At 48.5% G+C, this 18,633-nt stretch carries 16 protein-coding genes; all 16 read left to right on the forward strand.

The features are described from left to right. The first annotated feature begins 30 nt into the window (after nt 1–30). Nucleotides 31–2,286, forward strand: a complete 2,256-nt coding sequence (locus C7R94_RS08720) for an ATP-binding cassette domain-containing protein (protein WP_106780072.1) — start codon at nt 31–33, stop codon at nt 2,284–2,286. A 163-nt stretch (nt 2,287–2,449) separates the two neighbouring features. After that, nucleotides 2,450–3,244, forward strand: coding sequence for a TetR/AcrR family transcriptional regulator (locus C7R94_RS08725; protein ID WP_233220503.1), 795 nt, complete (start codon nt 2,450–2,452; stop codon nt 3,242–3,244). Further along, nucleotides 3,231–4,115 carry an amidohydrolase family protein gene (locus C7R94_RS08730; protein WP_106780075.1) on the forward strand — a complete coding sequence of 295 codons (885 nt, stop codon included), beginning with the start codon at nt 3,231–3,233 and terminating at the stop codon, nt 4,113–4,115. Before C7R94_RS08725 ends, C7R94_RS08730 begins: the two co-directional genes overlap by 14 nt. Further along, nucleotides 4,102–4,872, forward strand: coding sequence for an enoyl-CoA hydratase/isomerase family protein (locus C7R94_RS08735; protein ID WP_106780077.1), 771 nt, complete (start codon nt 4,102–4,104; stop codon nt 4,870–4,872). Before C7R94_RS08730 ends, C7R94_RS08735 begins: the two co-directional genes overlap by 14 nt. 26 nt (nt 4,873–4,898) lie before the next feature. Continuing rightward, a complete protein-coding gene (locus tag C7R94_RS08740) occupies nt 4,899–6,464 on the forward strand; it encodes an AMP-binding protein (protein WP_233220527.1) in 1,566 nt (521 codons plus the stop codon). Nucleotides 6,465–6,489: 25 nt separating this feature from the next. Continuing rightward, a complete protein-coding gene (locus tag C7R94_RS08745) occupies nt 6,490–7,569 on the forward strand; it encodes a M42 family metallopeptidase (RefSeq protein ID WP_106781241.1) in 1,080 nt (359 codons plus the stop codon). A 29-nt stretch (nt 7,570–7,598) separates the two neighbouring features. Further along, a complete protein-coding gene (locus tag C7R94_RS08750) occupies nt 7,599–9,242 on the forward strand; it encodes an ABC transporter substrate-binding protein (protein WP_106780082.1) in 1,644 nt (547 codons plus the stop codon). A gap of 27 nt (nt 9,243–9,269) precedes the next feature. Beyond that, nucleotides 9,270–10,571 (forward strand): serine hydrolase domain-containing protein, encoded by a 1,302-nt coding sequence (locus C7R94_RS08755; RefSeq protein WP_106780084.1) that lies wholly within the window; start codon nt 9,270–9,272, stop codon nt 10,569–10,571. Between the two features lie 35 nt (nt 10,572–10,606). Then, nucleotides 10,607–11,545 carry a nickel ABC transporter permease gene (gene nikB / locus C7R94_RS08760; protein WP_106780086.1) on the forward strand — a complete coding sequence of 313 codons (939 nt, stop codon included), beginning with the start codon at nt 10,607–10,609 and terminating at the stop codon, nt 11,543–11,545. A 1-nt stretch (nt 11,546) separates the two neighbouring features. Beyond that, nucleotides 11,547–12,440, forward strand: coding sequence for an ABC transporter permease (locus tag C7R94_RS08765; protein WP_106780089.1), 894 nt, complete (start codon nt 11,547–11,549; stop codon nt 12,438–12,440). Between the two features lie 36 nt (nt 12,441–12,476). Continuing rightward, nucleotides 12,477–13,472: an ABC transporter ATP-binding protein gene (locus C7R94_RS08770; RefSeq protein WP_106780091.1), complete on the forward strand. Its 996-nt coding sequence runs from the start codon at nt 12,477–12,479 to the stop codon at nt 13,470–13,472. Further along, nucleotides 13,469–14,452: an ABC transporter ATP-binding protein gene (locus tag C7R94_RS08775; protein WP_106780094.1), complete on the forward strand. Its 984-nt coding sequence runs from the start codon at nt 13,469–13,471 to the stop codon at nt 14,450–14,452. Before C7R94_RS08770 ends, C7R94_RS08775 begins: the two co-directional genes overlap by 4 nt. Nucleotides 14,453–14,535: 83 nt before the next feature. Beyond that, nucleotides 14,536–15,390 (forward strand): diaminopimelate epimerase, encoded by an 855-nt coding sequence (gene dapF / locus C7R94_RS08780; RefSeq protein WP_106780097.1) that lies wholly within the window; start codon nt 14,536–14,538, stop codon nt 15,388–15,390. Between the two features lie 137 nt (nt 15,391–15,527). Beyond that, a complete protein-coding gene (locus tag C7R94_RS08785) occupies nt 15,528–16,082 on the forward strand; it encodes a dihydrofolate reductase family protein (RefSeq protein ID WP_106780099.1) in 555 nt (184 codons plus the stop codon). Between the two features lie 212 nt (nt 16,083–16,294). After that, nucleotides 16,295–17,527, forward strand: a complete 1,233-nt coding sequence (gene pepT, locus C7R94_RS08790) for a peptidase T (protein WP_106780102.1) — start codon at nt 16,295–16,297, stop codon at nt 17,525–17,527. A gap of 330 nt (nt 17,528–17,857) precedes the next feature. After that, a complete protein-coding gene (locus tag C7R94_RS08795) occupies nt 17,858–18,454 on the forward strand; it encodes a class I SAM-dependent methyltransferase (protein WP_106780104.1) in 597 nt (198 codons plus the stop codon). Nucleotides 18,455–18,633: the final 179 nt, after the last annotated feature.

Genomic DNA, 18,633 nt, shown 5'->3' on the forward strand with positions numbered 1-18,633 from the left:
GAAATGAATACTATCGGAAGGGTGATGGGCGTGAGCGAATCTAATCAGGAGTATATCGTAATCTCCGGCGCGAGGGAAAACAATCTCAAGAACGTATCCTTGCGAATTCCCAAGCGGAAGATTACGATCTTCACCGGTGTATCTGGATCTGGCAAGTCATCGATCGTCTTCGATACGATCGCCGCAGAATCCACGCGATTGCTGAATGAGAACTTCAGCATGTTCGTGCGCAATTTCCTGCCCCGCTATCCGCAGCCGGACACGGACGCGATTGAGAACCTGAGCATGGCGGTTATCGTGGACCAGAAGCGGCTAGGCGGCGGTTCCCATTCCACGATGGGGACGATTACCGATATCTCTCCCATTCTCCGTCTTCTCTTCTCCCGAGTGGGTAAGCCCTATGTCGGACAAGCGCACATGTTCTCTTTTAACGATCCACAAGGTATGTGTCCCGAATGTAACGGGATCGGTCGCAAATTAGACGTCGACATCAGCAAGGCGGTGGACATGTCCAGGTCGTTGAATGAAGGGGCAATCATGCTGCCGGACTATAAGGTAGACAGCTGGGATTGGACGATCGTCGTGCAGTCGGGTTCCTTCGATCCAGACAAGAAGCTGAGCGATTATTCGGATGAAGAACTAGAGCAACTGCTCTACGGCAAGGCGAAAAAAGTGAAGATGGATTTCGCTGGGAAGGCAACGAATATTACAGTGGAAGGCGTCATTGAGAAGTTCACCAACAAATATATCAAGCAGGATGTAAAGACGAAGTCTGAGCGTACACAAAAAGCTGTTGCGCCGTTCATTTCCGAGGGTACCTGCTCCAGCTGCCATGGGGCAAGACTCAGTCAAGCTGCGCTCAACTGCAAGATCAATGGGCTCAACATTGCGGAGATGTCCTCCATGGAGGTCGGTCAGCTTATCCGAGTTATTCGGGAGATTGACGATTCGGTCGCCGCGCCGATGATCAAGTCGCTTACGGAGCGCTTGCAACATCTGGTGGATATCGGACTAGACTATTTGACGCTGGATCGTGAGACGGATACATTGTCCGGCGGCGAGTCGCAGCGCGTAAAGATGGTGAAGCACCTGAGCGGCAGTCTGGTGGATGTCACTTACATTTTCGATGAGCCCAGCGTTGGATTGCACCCCCGTGATGTACATAGACTCAATGAATTGCTTCAGAAGCTGCGCGACAAGGGCAATACCGTCATTGTCGTCGAGCATGATCCTGATGTGATCAAGGTGGCAGATCATATCGTCGACGTCGGTCCTCACGCTGGCAGCCACGGCGGTACCATCGTGTATGAAGGCAGCTTCCAAGGCCTGCTGGAGTCAGGGACACTGACAGGCACGCATATGAAGCGGCCGATCCAGCTGAAGCAAGCTTCCAGGAAGCCGTCCGGCAAGCTAACTATCCAAAATGCTACACTGCACAACCTGCAAAACGTAAACGTTGATATTCCAACCGGAGTGCTGACAGTCGTCACCGGTGTCGCAGGCTCCGGCAAGAGTACGCTGATTAACGAAGTGTTTCTCAGCAACCATCCGGATGCGATCGTTATCGACCAATCGGCGGTAGGTGTGTCCACGCGCTCGAATCCCGCGACCTACACAGGGATTATGGATGATGTGCGCAAGGCGTTTGCTTCCGCGAACAAGGTCAACCAAGGCTTGTTCAGCTTTAACTCCAAGGGAGCTTGCGAGAACTGCCAAGGTCTAGGTGTTGTGTATACAGACCTTGCATTCCTTGAAAGTGTAAAACTACCGTGCGAAGTATGTGGAGGTAGACGCTTCAAGGAAGAGGTACTCGCTTACAAGCTGAACGGCAAGTCAATTGCAGAAGTGCTGGAGATGACTGTTGAGCAGGCATTGGAATTTTTTGAGCTAAAAGAGGTTGTGCGCAAGCTTCAGGCGATGAGTGATGTAGGGTTGAACTATATTACACTCGGCCAACCGCTCAGCACGCTTTCGGGCGGGGAATGCCAACGCATCAAGCTGGCAAGCGAGCTGCACAAGAAAGGTAGTATTTACGTTATGGACGAGCCGACGACTGGCTTACATATGTCAGATATCGGTCACCTTCTGGAGATCATGAACCGTCTCGTGGATGCAGGCAATACGGTAATCGTGATTGAGCACAACCTTGACGTGATCAGCCAAGCAGATTGGATCATCGATATGGGACCGGACGGAGGCAGCAACGGCGGTCAGGTGGTCTTCGAGGGCACACCTTCGCAGATCATCCACGCGGAACAGTCGATCACGGGGAGATACTTGAAGTAATCCATCAAATCTGCTTTCGTAATGGATAGGATTCCGACGTAAAGCTGCTATGGCATAACAAATTCAGATCTCCTCATGGGAAACCAGGGGAGATTTTTGTTAGGCAAAAACAAATATCAGAAAATAAAAAATAGTCTTGACATTGAATTGGGTGATTAGTAAAGTGGTGATTACAAGCAACCTATCGATCGATCGATCGACAAAACCAAAAATGCAGATGATCGTACCGCCACAAGGAACTGGACATGAGAGACTCTCGTTTCCTGCAATCATCAGTAGAAGGGAGCGCGCTTTTTTGACGAAAGAAAAAATATTTCAAGCAGCATTACGGCTATTCGCAAGAAAAGGTTTTGAAGCAACCAGCATACGTGATATCGCCCTAGAAGCAGAGGTAACCTCCTCCACCCTTTATCATTACATGAAGACAAAAGAGGATCTGCTCGTTGCCATCATGCAAGAAGGGTTACAGACCCTTCTCGGAAATGCAAAGGAAGTGCTCGCTGAGCTGGAAGCGCCCGAACAACAATTGGCGGCGCTTGTGCAGCTTCATGTTACCAGCCATGCCACTGACAAGCTAACGGCGCTAGTAGTAGATACCGAGTTCCGTGCGCTGACAGGAAATACCCGCGTAGAAATTGCCAGGTTGCGCAGTGAATATGAGCTGCTCTGGAAGCGTATTTTAACGAGCGGATTAGAGGGGGGCGTATTTACGATAGAAAATACCAGACTTGCCGTCCTGGCTTTGCTTCAAATGTGCACAGGTGTCGCCCATTGGTACTCGCCCGATGGCCCAAGTTCATTGGAAGAAATCAGCTTGAATTTTTCCGATATGGCGCTTGCGCTCGTTCAGGCAAAGCGAAATGGTCAGCAACTGACTGTCTCCGATTTGGATTTGCCTGAACCCGCGCGTTTTTTTGTGAAACCTTGGCTGGGGGCTGCTGCACATGAACATTCTTGATGCCCGTGTCCGCTTGCCACAGCAGTTCCGTGAGGCACGCATAGGTGACATGGGAAATGAGTACGTCGCTCAATATGATGCGGTGTTGCAAGTAAGATCGACTATCGAGAAAACGCTCGACGATTTGATTCAAGAAATGAAAGAATCAGGAGTAGACCACGCCATTATGCATGCAGAATACGAATTCGGCGAGGATGGGGATGCGCTGAATGAAGCATTGGCAAAAGTCATATCCGCTCACAGCGAGCTCTTCTCAGGATTCGGTACGATTTCAATGGAGCATTTCAGACCGATGCGCGCTGTCCAACAAGTGAGCCGTATCAGAGAGCTGGGCTTTCTGGGAGTAAACATCCAGCCTGCATTTTTTGAGATGCCGATCGATGATCGCAAATTATATCCCGTATACGCAAAGGCTGCCGAGTTAGGCTTGGCAGTTGCCATTCATACGGGAATTAATTATTCGATGATTCACCCCATCCGGAATGAACACCCGCTGTTGCTGGATCAAGTCGCCTGTGATTTTCCGGAATTAACATTGATCGCGTGTCATGGGGGGTGGCCCTGGGTGCCTGAAATGGTTGCCGTAGCCCGCAAGCACCCCAATGTTCTGATGGATTTGGGCGGGCTTTCTCCAAGGTATTTGGGGGTACAAGGAGCAGGGGGGGAGATGATGCACAGGTTAGCAAACAACCTCTTGCAAGATCAAATCCTCTTTGCAACAGACTGGCCTGTATTTCCTCAGAAACGCGCGATTGCAGAATGGAAGGAATTAAGCATAAAGCCTGAGGTGCTAGAGAAGGTGCTCGGTTCGAATGCAAAAGCATTGTTTTCCAAAATAAAGGCGGAGGTAAAAAAGAATGACAACACGTAAGGCGGTGGTAGAGTGTGAGATCCATCAAGAAATAGGCTGGATTCATCTGAATCGCCCCGAGCGGTTAAATGCGGTGGTTCCACAATTGGTAGAGGAGCTGTATGGATCGCTCGATAAGTTGGAACGGGAAGGAGTAAGGGCAGCAATACTGGCTGGCCGCGGGAATGCTTTTTGTGCAGGACATGATTTGCGTCATGAAGAAAAGCCTGCGAATGAGGCTGAGCTTCGTCTTAATTTACAGAAGATTCAGGATATAACACGAAAGATCCAACGTGTTCCTTTCCCAGTGATCGCTGCGGTCCATGGTTATGCATTAGGAGCAGGGTGTGAGTTTGCGCTCGGATGCGATTTGATCATCGCGGCTCAAGATGCCGAATTCGGCTTTCCGGAAGTGAGTGTGGGGCTTAGTGTTACCGGAGGAATCTCGCATATGCTTCCTATAGCGATCGGACTGGTCAGAGCGAAAGAATTGCTGTTTTCAGGCGAGAGGTTCGGTGCATCGCAAGCACTGCAGCTAGGACTCATCAACAAGGTAGTGGATCATAAAGTGTTAGCCGAAGAAGCTGACAAGTGGGCGAAACGGTTAGCGGAGCTCCCGCAAGTAGCGCTTGCAAAAGCCAAATTTGCGCTAAATCGCGGGGCCCAATGCGATCTGGAGGCAGCTTTTGAATTGGAGATCGAGCATGCGCTGGCAACCGTGCAAACGATCGAATTCAAGCAGGCGGCTGAAGGGTTCCGAAAAAAAGGATCAGTATAGAGAAGGAGGGCTGAAACCTTTTGGACATGCAAGAAATCAAGTCTTTGACGGCACGGGCGGCTAAACGATGGGGAGAAAAAATCGGGCTTGTCTTTGATGAATGGAATGAGCAACTGTCATTCAAGGAGATAGAAGACCGTTCCAACCAGATCGCGAACATGCTCCAAGCACTGGGTGTAGGCTATGGGGATCGGGTAGCCGTCATGCTGAGGAACCAGCCGGAATTCCCGCTTACCTGGCTGGCGTTGGCAAAACTGGGTGCGAGCATAGTACCGATAAATGTAAATTACAAAGAGTACGATGCACAGTATATCCTCCACCACTCCGAAGCAATCGTTATCGTAACTTCACAAGAGTTTTTTTCCCTGCTACATAAGATCAGACCTTCCTTACAAACCCTCAAAACAATCCTCTCAGTAGACCAATCAGACGATCCCAACGTTGTCGATTTCAGAGCAATGTGTGAGACAGCGCCCACGACTCCAACAGCGCTTACCGTTTTTCCTGAAACTTTAGTCAACATCCAATATACTTCCGGCACGACAGGCTTCCCCAAGGGTTGTATGCTTTCACATGAATATTGGCTCGCCATAGCCAAAAAGATGGTCGAGCAGCATCCCCATTTGACCCATTCAGATGTACTGTTAACGGCGCAGCCCTTTTACTATATGGACCCGCAATGGAATTTGCTGGGCGCGATCGCTGTGGGGGCAAAGCTAGTTGTTCTCGATCGATTTCATCCCTCTACATTTTGGCAGAAAGTACGGCAATATGGCGTTACCTTTTTCTACTGCCTGGGGATCATGCCCACGCTAATGGTCAAAGCACCACGCTCGCCATTGGACAGGGAAAATAACGTTCGCACCATCCTTTGCTCGGCTATTCCCCCGCATCTGCACCGCGAATTGGAAGAGCGATGGGGCGCGCCTTGGTATGAGGTTTTTGGCATGACAGAGACAGGTGGAGATATTTCGGTAAAACCACACGATCATGACCGATTGCTCGGAACAGGCTGCATCGGAAAACCAGATAAAGACCGGACCGTCCGTATTGTTGATATTCACAACCGCCCCGTATCGAGGGGAGAGGTTGGCGAGCTCCTCCTACGGGGCTTGGGGATGATGGATGGCTACTATAAAGATCCTGATGCGACTTGTGCTGCCTTTCGTGGCGGCTGGTTCCACACCGGAGATTTGGTGCGTATGGACGAAGACGGATACATCTATTATGTCGGTAGAAAAAAGGAGATGATTCGACGGAGCGGGGAAAATATTTCGGCTGCTGAGGTTGAGGAAGTCATGAAAATGCACCCAGCCGTGGAGTATGCTGCCTGTCTTCCAGTGAAAGACGAAATGCGCGGGGAAGAAATCAAGGCATACGTAGTAGTGAAAGAGGGACTAACGGTGCCTCCTCATGAATTGATCTCCTATTGTACCGAGCATCTTGCTTACTACAAGGTTCCACGATATTGGGAATACCGAAGTGAATTGCCTCGTACCCCATCTGAACGAATAGCCAAGCATGTACTGGCGAAAGAAAAGGAAGACCTTCGCATCGGTTCCTATGATCGCATTGATGATCGCTGGAGATGACAAGCAAACGGAGAGGAAGATATGGATGAATAGTTGGGTAAAGGTACTGAAAGAGCTGACCGAGGCTTCGGGAGTTCCCGGACATGAACAGGAAGTGCGAGAATTAATGCACACGTACTTGGAACCGCTTACAGAAGAGGTGTTCACAGATAATCTGGGAAGCATAATCGGGCGAAAAACAGGCATGGCCAATGGACCCAAGATCATGATGATGGGCCATATGGATGAAGTGGGGTTCATGGTAACGCGTGTCATGAAGGGCGGATTCATCGCCTTCCAGCCTCTTGGTGGCTGGTGGTCGCAGGTGATGCTGGCACAGCGTGTGAACATTAAAACACGCAAAGGGGATATTGTCGGCGTACTTGGGTCAAAACCGCCGCATCTGCTGTCTTCGGAGGAGCGCAAGAAAGTGGTTGAAATCGAGCGGATGTACATCGATATCGGAGCTTCCAGTGAAGAACAGGCAAAGGAGTTGGGAATTCGCCCAGGTGATCCGATTGTGCCAATCTGCCCTTTTACGGTGATGGCGAATGACAAGATGTATATGGCAAAAGCGCTCGATAATCGCGGCGGTTGCCTGACAGCCATTGAAGTACTGAAACAGTTGCAAGAAACGGATCATCCCAACATCGTATTCAGCGGCGCCACTGCACAGGAAGAAGTGGGATGCCGCGGCGCATTCACGAGCACGCATATGGTGGAGCCAGATCTATTCATTGCATTGGAGACGGGGATCACGTTTGACACGCCGGGAAGCGCCGACTCTCCCAATTTGCCTGATATTAAGTGCGGAGGCGGGCCTACGATTGGTCTGTTTGACGGCTCGCTCGTGCCCAATCCGAAATTGCGGGATCTGTTATTTGATACGGCAGAAGAGGAGGGCATCCCGTATCAGTATGCTGCTATTTCAGGTGCGGGTACGGATGCAGGAGCTGCTCATATGGTTGGCAAAGGGGCTCCATCTATCGTCATTGCAATCCCTGCGCGTTACATTCACAGCCACGCTTCGATTCTCCATCATGATGATGTGGAAAATACAGTGAAATTGCTGACGGCTCTCGTCAAAAAGCTGGATCAAAAAACGGTTGATTGGCTTAGAACATAAGAATCCCAAACAAGGGAGTGGAGTCATTCATGGGGATAAGAAAGCGAGGCCCCTTTCCGATTGTTAGCATTGTCCTTTCCTGTTTCGTACTGCTGGCAATCGTGTCCGGATGCGATGCTTCTGCAACGAAACCAGGTATTGATGCAGGGAAAAGAGATGTCAATATAGCCAATCAAAAGGGCGGAACAGTCACCGTTGCGATCAGCAGTGAACCAGATACACTGGATGTCCACAAATCGACAGCGTTAAGCACGGAGGGGGTCGCGCTCAATCTAGGGGCGGCTCTCCTTTACAGAGATCCCCAAACAAATGAGGTCAAGCCCCATCTGGCTGAATCGTACTCCATTTCGGATGATGGGAAGACATGGACATTTCGCATTCGCAAAGGCGTTACCTTTCATGATGGGACACTGCTTACAGCACAGGCGTACAAGCGAACGTTTGAGCGGGCTATGTCTCCGGAAATCGCTCCGAAAGGCGTAGGGATGGTTCTTGGCATCGTCAAATCGATCAAAACTACAGATGATCAGACGCTTATTTTGGAGTTGAACGAACCGTCTGCCACACTCCTTACCTATTTCACTTCCGCTAGCTGGATGCAGCCGCTCTCGGTGGACGCGGTGCAAAAGTTTGGGGATCAATACGGAAGGAATCCGGTCGGTGTCGGTCCATGGAAGATGGAGAGCTGGAAATCAGGAGACTCTATTACGCTGATTCAAAACGATGCGTATCGCTGGGCTACGCCCTTCTTTAAAAATCAAGGGCCGCCGAGGCCGGACAAATTAGTTCTGAAATTGATTCGAAATCCGCAAACGGCTGTCGCTGCTTTGGAAAGCGGAACCATCGACATCGCTGATCTGCCTGCGAAAGACGCGAAGAAATTCAAGAACAACAATCGCTTTACCGTACTCGAGCAGACAAAGCGCGGTTTGGGGCTGTTTGTCGAGCTGAACTTGAATAACGAGATTTTACAAGATAAAAAGGTACGCAAAGCGTTGCAGATGGCAGTAAAGAAAGAGGCTATCGTACAGTCGCATCTGCAAGGCGAAGGAATTGTTGCAGATGGTCCGCTGCCTGCAAATTTGTTCGGATACGACCAGTCCATTGCCCAATATGCATACAAATACAACCCCGAGGAAGCAATGAAGCTCCTGGAAGAAGCCGGATGGAAACTGAATGCGAAAGGGATAAGGGAGAAAGCAGGAAAACCGCTTCATCTCGAATTGTTGAGTATGGAAGCATGGTCTCAACCTGCCCAGTTGATGCAAGGAATGTTCAAAGCAATTGGGGTAGATGTGAAAATCATTACTCTGGAAGGCACCGCAGTCGACCAATTAGCTGCTGACGGCACATTTGACATGGCGCTGGATGGATATGTCGCTGATGACCCTGATATCTTGTTTCCGTTCATGCATTCAAGTCAGATCGGTGGGATGAATCGTTCAGCCATCCATGACAAAACGATCGATTCCTTGCTGGAAAAGGGACAGGTGACGATGAAGAGCGATGATAGAGCGAAAATCTATGAAGATCTTCAGAAGCGCGTTGTGGAGGAGGCATTTTGGATTCCCATTTACACGGAAAAACGGTTCGTCGTGGTAAACAACCGTGTTCAGGGACTGATGCTTGATCTATCCGGACTGAAATTGTATCAGGACGTGTGGGTTAAGTAAGGAAACAAAAAACAAGGAGAACATGTCATGAACAATCAGGAATGGATCGTGCGTTATGAGGAGTTTGTCCGAGAAACAATGTTGGGAAGCAAGGTGCCTGGAGCTGCAATTGGAGTGACCGAACACGGGCAGCTCGTTTATGCCAAAGGCTTCGGGTATCGAGATGTCGAGCAAGGTCAGGTAGTGACAGTTGATACTTTGTTCGGAATCGCTTCGATTACGAAATCGTTCACTGCTATTGCGATCATGCAGCTACAGGAAGCCGGAAAACTGACGGTTGCCGATCCTGTTTCCCGTTATTTGCCAGAGTTTCATGTAAAAGCGGGAAGTAAAACAGAAGCAATCACCATTCACAATTTTCTAACCCATTCCTCTGGTTTGCCGCCATTATCTTGCGCTGATGAAGCACTCAAGCGTGGGATGAACACCTATGAGGAATTGATGACCTATCTGGCAGAACTGGATTTTCCTTTATTGGGCGCACCAGGTACGGAGTTCAGTTATTCCAATGATGGCTATACGCTACTGGGAGCAATTGTTGAGCGGGCTAGCGGCAAGCCATATTCGACGTATGTGAAGGAGCATATTCTCCAACCAGCGGGAATGCAGCATAGTTGCTTTTCTTTGGTGGAGTGGCACGGGTACGAGGATAGAACACCGCTATTTGAGACACCGCCGTTTCAATCATCCGGCGGATTAAAATCAACGCTCACCGACATGATGAGATACACCGAGCTGTTTCGAACGAAAGGTTTGATTGGCAAGGAACGAATTCTTCGCGCGGAAAGTGTGCAGCAGATGACCACCCCTTATTTCCGATGTGAACATAACCAATATTACGGGTATGGTGTAGCGATTACACCCAATTTCTACGGTGCTGTGATGCTAGGCCATAGCGGCAGAGAGAAAGGGATCCAAGCCTGCATGAGCACCATCCCCGAGAACGGATTGGCTGCCGTGGCGCTCACCAATCTCAGCGGTTCACCGGCTGCCGCATTGGCACATGGGACGTTTCACTGCATCGAGAATCGTCCGGCAAAATCAACGCATGTCACGTATAAGGAATATGACCTTCCGACAGATCGTTTGCTTGAATATGCGGGCGAGTACGGCTCTATGGAAGGAATTCATCTTCAGGTAAGCGTGGATGCAGGCACGCTGATCGTAACGGTCGATCATTCGGACTCATTCTCTTTAAAAGCGATTGACGAAGACGTTTTTCTCGCGAACGTTGACGGGTCGGATCAAACCGTACGCTTTATACGAGACGGAAGTCAAACGGTAATTCGTATGATGGGCTCCTATCGCCAAATTCCCAAGCGTGTTTAGCCATACGCATCCTGAAAGAGAGGAGGGAACGAATCATGAAACAGTATTTGTTGAATCGGATGCTATCAGGAGTGATTGTCCTCCTCGGTGTTTCCATCTTTTCGTTTGCGCTCGTTCATTTTATTCCTGGAGACCCGGTACGGATCATGCTAGGGGAAAAGGCTACAAAAGCACAAGTGGAACAGTTACGTGAGCAAATGGGGCTAAATCAACCCCTTCCTCATCAGTACTTGACCTACCTGGAAAAAGTCATCCAGGGGGATTTCGGAACTTCCTTACAAACGGAAAGACCTGTCATCGCGGAAATATTGGAACGGTTTCCGGCAACGGCCAAGCTAGCCTTCGCGGGGATTGGCATCGCGGTGGTGATTGGCTTAACGATGGGAATTATCGCTGCGAAATACAAGAATACGCTCTTGGACTTTATGCTGATGGCGACAGCATCGATCGGATTATCGCTCCCGAGCTTCTGGCTAGGGTTAATCGTAATCATGTTCTTTTCCGTTCAATTAGGCTGGTTTCCAATCGCGGGTGGTACGGGATGGAAGGATCTTGTTTTGCCTGCTTTTACCTTGGGCGTTTTGTCTTCCGCGATGATTAGCCGACTGACGCGTTCAGGTATGGTCGAAGTGCTTTCCCATGATTACATTCGAACGGCACGGGCCAAGGGCTTGAGGGAGACGATCATCCTATTCCGGCACGCCCTGTGCAATGTCATAATTCCTGTTGTTACGGTGGTAGGCTTGCAAATCGCGACTCTGCTGGGCGGTGCGGTTATCATCGAGCAAGTGTTCAACTGGCCTGGGATCGGCACATTGGCAATCCGTGCGATTTCAGCCCGTGATTTTCCGATGATTCAGGGTATTGTGCTGCTTATGGGCTTCGTCTACGTTGTGGTAAATATGATGGTCGACCTGCTCTATGGTTTGATTGATCCGCGTGTCGACCTTATTGCGGAAAAGGAGGGGCGGTAACTTGAATGAGGTGAGCAAAACCGCCGTACATGGGGCGACGCATGCCAAAACCCCGATTTTTCCCAAGCTTGCATTTTGGGGGAAAATCAAGAAACAGCGAGCAGCAAAACTAAGCTTGGTGGTGCTTTTACTCATTTCTACGATTGGAATCGTCGGGCCATGGATCGCTCCTTATGACCCTACTGAAAGTAACTACGATGCCTTTTTGCAAGGCCCGTCTGCCAAGCATGTTCTCGGAACGGATGCGATCGGCCGTGATTTGCTTTCCCGTATTTTATACGGAACGCGCGTTACGCTTGTGGTTGCTGTCATGGCGGTCGGCATCACAGTAGCGGCAGGAACGATGATTGGTGTCATCAGTGCGTATGTGGGAGGATTTATTGATCACCTGCTCATGCGGATTATGGATATTTTGCTCGCCTTGCCTGGAATCATTTTGGCCTTGGCCATTGTCGCGGCGCTTGGACCGAGTCAAACCAATGCGATGATCGCAATCGGTATTTCTTCGATTCCGAGCTTTGCGCGTCTGACCAGAGCAGCGACGCTCGTCATCATGTCGTCTGGATATGTGGAAGCCAGCAGATCGATCGGGACGCCGAGCTGGTGGATCATTCTTTTTCAGGTGCTCCCCAATATTACGAATGTATTGTTCGTTTACATGACACTGTTCGTCGGGGGAGCGATTCTCGATACGGCTGCATTGGGCTTTATCGGCTTGGGCGCACAGCCACCGACTCCCGAATGGGGGACCATGCTCAATGAAGGAAAAGATTATTTGTCCGATGCCTGGTGGCTTGCGACATACCCGGGATTGGCCATCACGATCGTCGTGTTGGCAGTAAACCGGTTGGGAGATGCCTTGCGTGATATTTTTGATCCTCGTACCCAAAAGTAAAAGGCCAATAAGAGGATTGAAGAGGGGGTTCCCTATATGGCGAATGTATTGGAAGTGACAGGGCTGACAACCCGGTTCTCGAAGGAGTCGGGTACGATTACGGTTGTAGATCAGCTTGATTTGCATGTAAAAAAAGGGGAGACACTCGGAATTGTCGGAGAGTCGGGGTGCGGCAAGAGCGTCACTTCGCTCTCGCTCATGCGACTGTTGGACAATAATGCCACTTTGACTGGAAGCATTCGATTGAACGGGAAAGAAGTGCTTACGCTGAGTGAAGCCGAGATGCGTAGTCTCAGAGGCAAAGAAATGGCGATGATTTTTCAGGAACCGATGCATTCGTTAAATCCGGTGTTGACGATCGGCCGGCAAATCAGTGAGGTACTGCAAGAGCACGAGGGTAAAAGCAAAGCGGCGGTAAAGCAACGGGTACTGGATTTGCTTACCGTTGTTGGCATCTCCCGAGCCGAAGAGATTTACAGGGATTATCCGCACCGTTTGTCAGGAGGAATGAGGCAGCGGGTGATGATTGCCATGGCGATCGCATGCAATCCGTCATTACTGATCGCTGATGAACCGACTACCGCATTGGACGTGACCATTCAAGCGCAAATCTTGAATCTGATCAAAAAAATCAGAAGGGAAATCGGCATGTCAGTGATCATGATTACGCATGATCTAGGAGTGGTCGCTGAAATGTGCGACCGCGTCATGGTCATGTATGCGGGACAAGCGATTGAAACAGCGGACGTACGGTCGTTGCTGCGCAATCCGAAGCACCCGTATACCGTGGGCTTGCTACAATCGACGCCAAGGAAACGCGCAAAGAGACTCCACAGCATAAAAGGCAGTGTGCCGACACCGGAAAATAAACCCAATGGGTGCCGGTTTGCGCCGCGATGCGATAGAGTGATGGAGATATGTTGGGAGCGGAATCCTGTGCTCCGCTCAGTGGATCAGTATTCTTCTTGTCGATGCTGGTTATTTACCCAAGACAAGGGTCATGAACAGGAAAGCTCGGTGGTAGGTGGATGACGACTCCAATCTTGGAAGTGAAAGGGCTGCGAAAGCTGTTTCGCATGAAAAAAGGGTGGTTTCAACAACCGCATTATGTTCATGCTCTAAACGGGATTGATATGAGAGTCTATGAAGGAGAAACGCTGGGGATTGTCGGGGAGTCAGGCTGCGGAAAGTCTACACTGGGAAAATGTATTCTGCGTTTGCTGGAGCCGGTCCAGGGTGAAATTCGTTTCCAAGGTAACGAAATAGGAAAAATGAACAAAAATGAAATGCGTGCGGTAAGGCGAAATATGCAAATGGTTTTTCAAAATCCATTTGAAACATTGAACCCGAAATTAACGATCGGGCACATCTTGACGGAGCCGCTGATTTCGCATGGTATACCTCGAGATCAGCGACAAGCGCTGCTGGAAGAGACGATTGAGATTGTCGGCATGAGCAAGCAGCATCTATCTCGCTATCCTCACGAATTTTCCGGAGGGCAAAGACAACGAATTGGCATCGCCCGCGCCCTGATTCTTCGGCCAAAGCTGATTATCGCAGATGAGCCTGTCTCCGCACTGGATGTGTCGATTCAATCGCAGATCCTTAATTTGCTGCAGGATTTGCAAGAACAATTTTCCTTGACCTATGTCTTCATTTCGCATGATTTGAGCGTAGTTGAGTACATTGCCGATAAAGTGGCGGTCATGTATTTAGGTGAAATCATCGAGTATGCTGAGAAAGAGAAGCTGTTTGGACGACCGCTGCATCCCTATACACAAGCATTGCTTTCAGCCAAACCTATTACCGATCCGGATGATACGCGAGAGCAAATTGTGTTGTCGGGAGATCTCCCGTCTCCGTCTAATCCGCCCGTGGGTTGTAAATTTCATCCGCGCTGCCGTTCCAGCATGGAAATATGCAAAGTCGAATTGCCAAAGCTGTGTGAAATAGAAGGGCAATCGGTCGCTTGTCATCTCTATCAATCATATCCCGCAATCGATCCTTCTTAGAGCAAGATGACAGATCTCCAGTCCATCCTGTGGAGCAGTCGTTTGGATGAAAACACGGTACATCGGATAAAAGGAGGATCGAAATGTTTGATCTTGGGATCCCGTTTAAAAAAATGAATGGCTGTGGCAACGACTTTATTGTGGTAGACAATCGCGATGGCCTGTTGAACGAGGTTGCGCTTCCAGCCTTTGTCCAAAATGTATGCAGGCGAGGTACTTCAATCGGTGCGGATGGGTTCATGCTGCTGGAGAACTCCAACATCGCCGATTTTAAAATGAGGTATTTTAACGCTGATGGCAGTGAAGGAGAAATGTGCGGCAATGGTGCAAGGTGCATGTCGCGCTTTGCTTACCACATCGGAGCAGCCAAGACGAAGATGAGCTTCGAAACGATAGCTGGCATCTATCAGGCAGAGCTCAATCAGAACGGCGTGAAGGTCAAGTTCCCCGACGTTCAATTGCAAGCACTGGAGCTACATCAACCATATAAATGGGACGGACCGAGCGGCGTCTACCACTATGGTGTTGTCGGAGTTCCCCACACGGTCTGGTTTGTCGAAAATGTTTTCGCGATAGCGGACGACCAGCTTAGAGATTGGGGACGAATGGTCAGAAATGATTTACAGCGGTTTCCCAATGGTACTAATGTAAATTTTGTGGAACGGATTGATAGGCAAACGCTTAGCATCAGAACCTATGAGCGCGGAGTAGAGGCAGAAACCTACGCGTGCGGTTCCGGATCGACTGCTGCAGCAATCATTGCCGGTATTTTAGGACATGTAGACACTTCTGTGAACCTGCTTACTCGAGGGGGAACACTTAAAATTTCTTACCATCTCTCAGATTATGCTGCCGAGTCCGTTTATTTGGAAGGCAACTCAAAGCTGGTAGCAGAAGGACATTTATTGCCCGATGCATGGGGCACGATGATGAAATAGCCTCATGTCATAAAACAGCTCGCTCATTGGTATCTATCGCCAATGAAGTGAGCTGTTTTTATACGACGAATAAGACACAAGGTGACATATTTACAGGTATAGAATGGGTGGTAGATCAACGAAAGGAGTAACCACTCATGACACGAAGAATCATATTAGATTTAGCCGTTACTTTAGATGGGTTTATTGAAGGGAAAAATGGAGAAGTTGATTGGTGCATAATGGACTCTGAGATGGGGTTTGTTCATTTCTTACATCAAATTGACACGATTCTATATGGAAGAAAAAGTTATGATTTATGGGGACAATTTACGCCGGAAATGGAACATTCTGATAAGGAAAAAGAGTTTTGGGGATTGGTTCATAGCAAAGAAAAATATGTGTTTTCCAAGACACAAAAAGGTACGGATAAGAAAGCAACATTCATCCATGATCACATTCTTGAAGAAGTCAATCTATTAAAGAATAAGCCCGGTAAAGACATCTGGCTATATGGTGGAGCAAGTCTTATTACAACATTTATCAATTTAGAGCTGGTAGATGAAATTCGCTTATCTGTTCACCCTGTTATTTTGGGAGAAGGAAAACCGTTGTTTATGGATATAAAACAGAGGTTGAATGTAAAATTGGTGAATACAAGAACGTTCTCCTCTGGCGTTGTGCAACTCATCTATCATTTGAACGGGAAGTAATATATTTTAATCAAACCAGCGGTGAGTCTAAGACTGTATTTTCAGGTCTTGGCTCGCTGCTCGTTTATTTTTCAGAGTCAGTCCAAAACCAATGTTTATGAGGCTGGGGGCCAATAGATTGAAGAATCGATGGGGATCGTGGTAGAATTTGTCACGAGATCATGTGTTTCTAAAACAGGTTTGACTAAATATACCGGAGTGGAGATAAGATCATGAAAACGGAAATCATGAATAGATTCATCTCTTACGCACAAGTTGATACACAATCCGATGAAAACAGCGAAACTTGCCCTTCAGCACCAGGGCAGCTAGTACTTGCCCAAATGCTTGTTGACGAACTGAAAGCCATCGGTATGCAGGAAGTTACGATGGATTCGAACGGTTATGTAATGGCAACCCTACCGTCCAATACAGACAAAGAAATTCCCACAATCGGTTTTCTTGCTCATATGGATACGGCCACGGATTTTACCGGGGCTGACGTGAAGCCGAAAGTCATTGAAAATTATAACGGAGAAGACATTGTCTTGAATGAAGCACAGAATATTCTCCTTTCGCCGCGCGAGTTTCCTGAGCTGGCTAGCTACAAAGGCCACACCTTAATTACGACAGACGGTACCACTTTACTAGGGGCTGACGATAAAGCCGGTATTGCCGAAATCATGACCGCCATGGCTTATCTGGTTCGTCATCCAGAACTGAAACACGGGAAAGTAAGAGTAGCCTTCACTCCGGATGAAGAAATCGGCAGAGGCCCTGATAAATTTGATGTGTCCGCCTTCGACGCAGTATATGCCTATACGATGGATGGCGGCCCTCTTGGAGGGATCGAGTACGAGAGCTTTCATGCTGCATCAGCCACTATTATCTGTAAAGGGAAGAACGTTCACCCCGGATCGGCCAAAGGCAAAATGGTCAACGCTGCTAAAATAGCCATGGAGCTGCATGGAAAGCTGCCGGTTAATGAAACGCCTGAGGAGACGGAAGGCTACGAAGGCTTCTATCATCTGTCTTCCATTCAAGGTGACGTCGAGCAAACGCAGCTTCGTTATTTAATCCGGGATCACGATCGTAATCGGTTTCAGGAGAGAAAATCTGAACTGGCTCGTATGGCAGAAGAGTTACAGAAAAAATACGGAGAGAAGCGAATTGAGCTCGAAATCAAAGACGAATACTTCAACATGCGGGAAAAGATTGAGCCTGTAATGGAAGTAGTGGACATTGCTATACAAGCGCTCGAAAACCTCGGAATCGAACCGATTATTCAGCCGATTCGCGGTGGTACCGATGGCTCCCAGCTATCCTACATGGGGTTGCCAACACCGAATATTTTCACAGGAGGGGAAAACTACCACGGGCGGTTCGAGTACGTTTCCGTTGACAACATGATACACGCTGTGAACACCATCATCGAAATCGTTAAATTGTATGAGCAAAGAGCTTGAGGGGCGAGGTAGCCTTGTGATGATATATGGAAGGAAAGTAAGTTAGCAGATTTATATCCAACTGACATTGAAGCAAAGCGAGCAAAGGGCGGATGTCTAGTAGAGACGATTTGCCCTTTGTCATGAGTCATTTTAAACCTGCTTTGCCTGCACGTACAAAGTTACCTTGTCTAGAATTACAGTGGGTGAATCCTCACCTATTGACACATCATACATTACGAAGATATTATAGACATAATAAATCTACAATGGTTACGAAAAGCAGCCAGAGCTTGTTATATAGCGATGTTTTGCACCAGGAATTATTTTGATCAAGGGAGGCCGGTAAGTATGGGGAATATTTGGAATGAGCGTTATAATACTGACGAATATTACTACGGGGAAGAGCCAAACGTATTTATTCAACAACAAGCTTTCCGCTTAGAACCATCTCAAAAAGTTATTGCGTTTGCAGAAGGTGAAGGCCGGAATGCCGTTTTTTTAGCAAAAGGGAATCTAGAAGTGACAGCCATTGACTATGCGGAAAGCGGATTGCAAAAAACGAAAAAACTGGCTCAGAAGCATGGCGTTCACGTACACACCCAAAAAATTGACTTGCTGGAGGAAGATGTCCCGCAAGAGGAATATGACGCCGCGATTATGGTATATGGACATTTTCATAAAGACGCTCAGACCACGGTTCTTAATAAAATGAAAAAGGCGATAAAGCCCAAAGGAATTCTCATGCTTGAGGTATTCTCCGAGAAACAACTACAGTATGGTACGGGCGGACCTTCAGAGCTTGAACTGCTATATGACCCCAAAGAAATCCTTGCTTGGTGCGAAGGGCATGAGGTGATCCATTTCTTCTATGGCGAACAAGAGCGTGTGGCAGGAAAGGCACACACTGGATTAGCCCATGTTATCCAGCTTGTATTAAGAAAATGATAGAGAATCATCGTAAGCGAAGTTGAACCGATTTCGCACAAAAAGCCCACATTCCGTTACGGGAGAAAAGTGGGCTTTTTGTAATGGATCGAATGGAAGTTCATGCAGGAAAGCGGCTAACGAGCTGGTGAGAAGATCATAATCTACACGGTCCATGCATACGTTAGAATCAGCATAAA

Origin of the sequence: Brevibacillus sp. NRRL NRS-603, from assembly GCF_003013445.1 — a bacterium.
Lineage (GTDB): Bacteria > Bacillota > Bacilli > Brevibacillales > Brevibacillaceae > Brevibacillus > Brevibacillus formosus.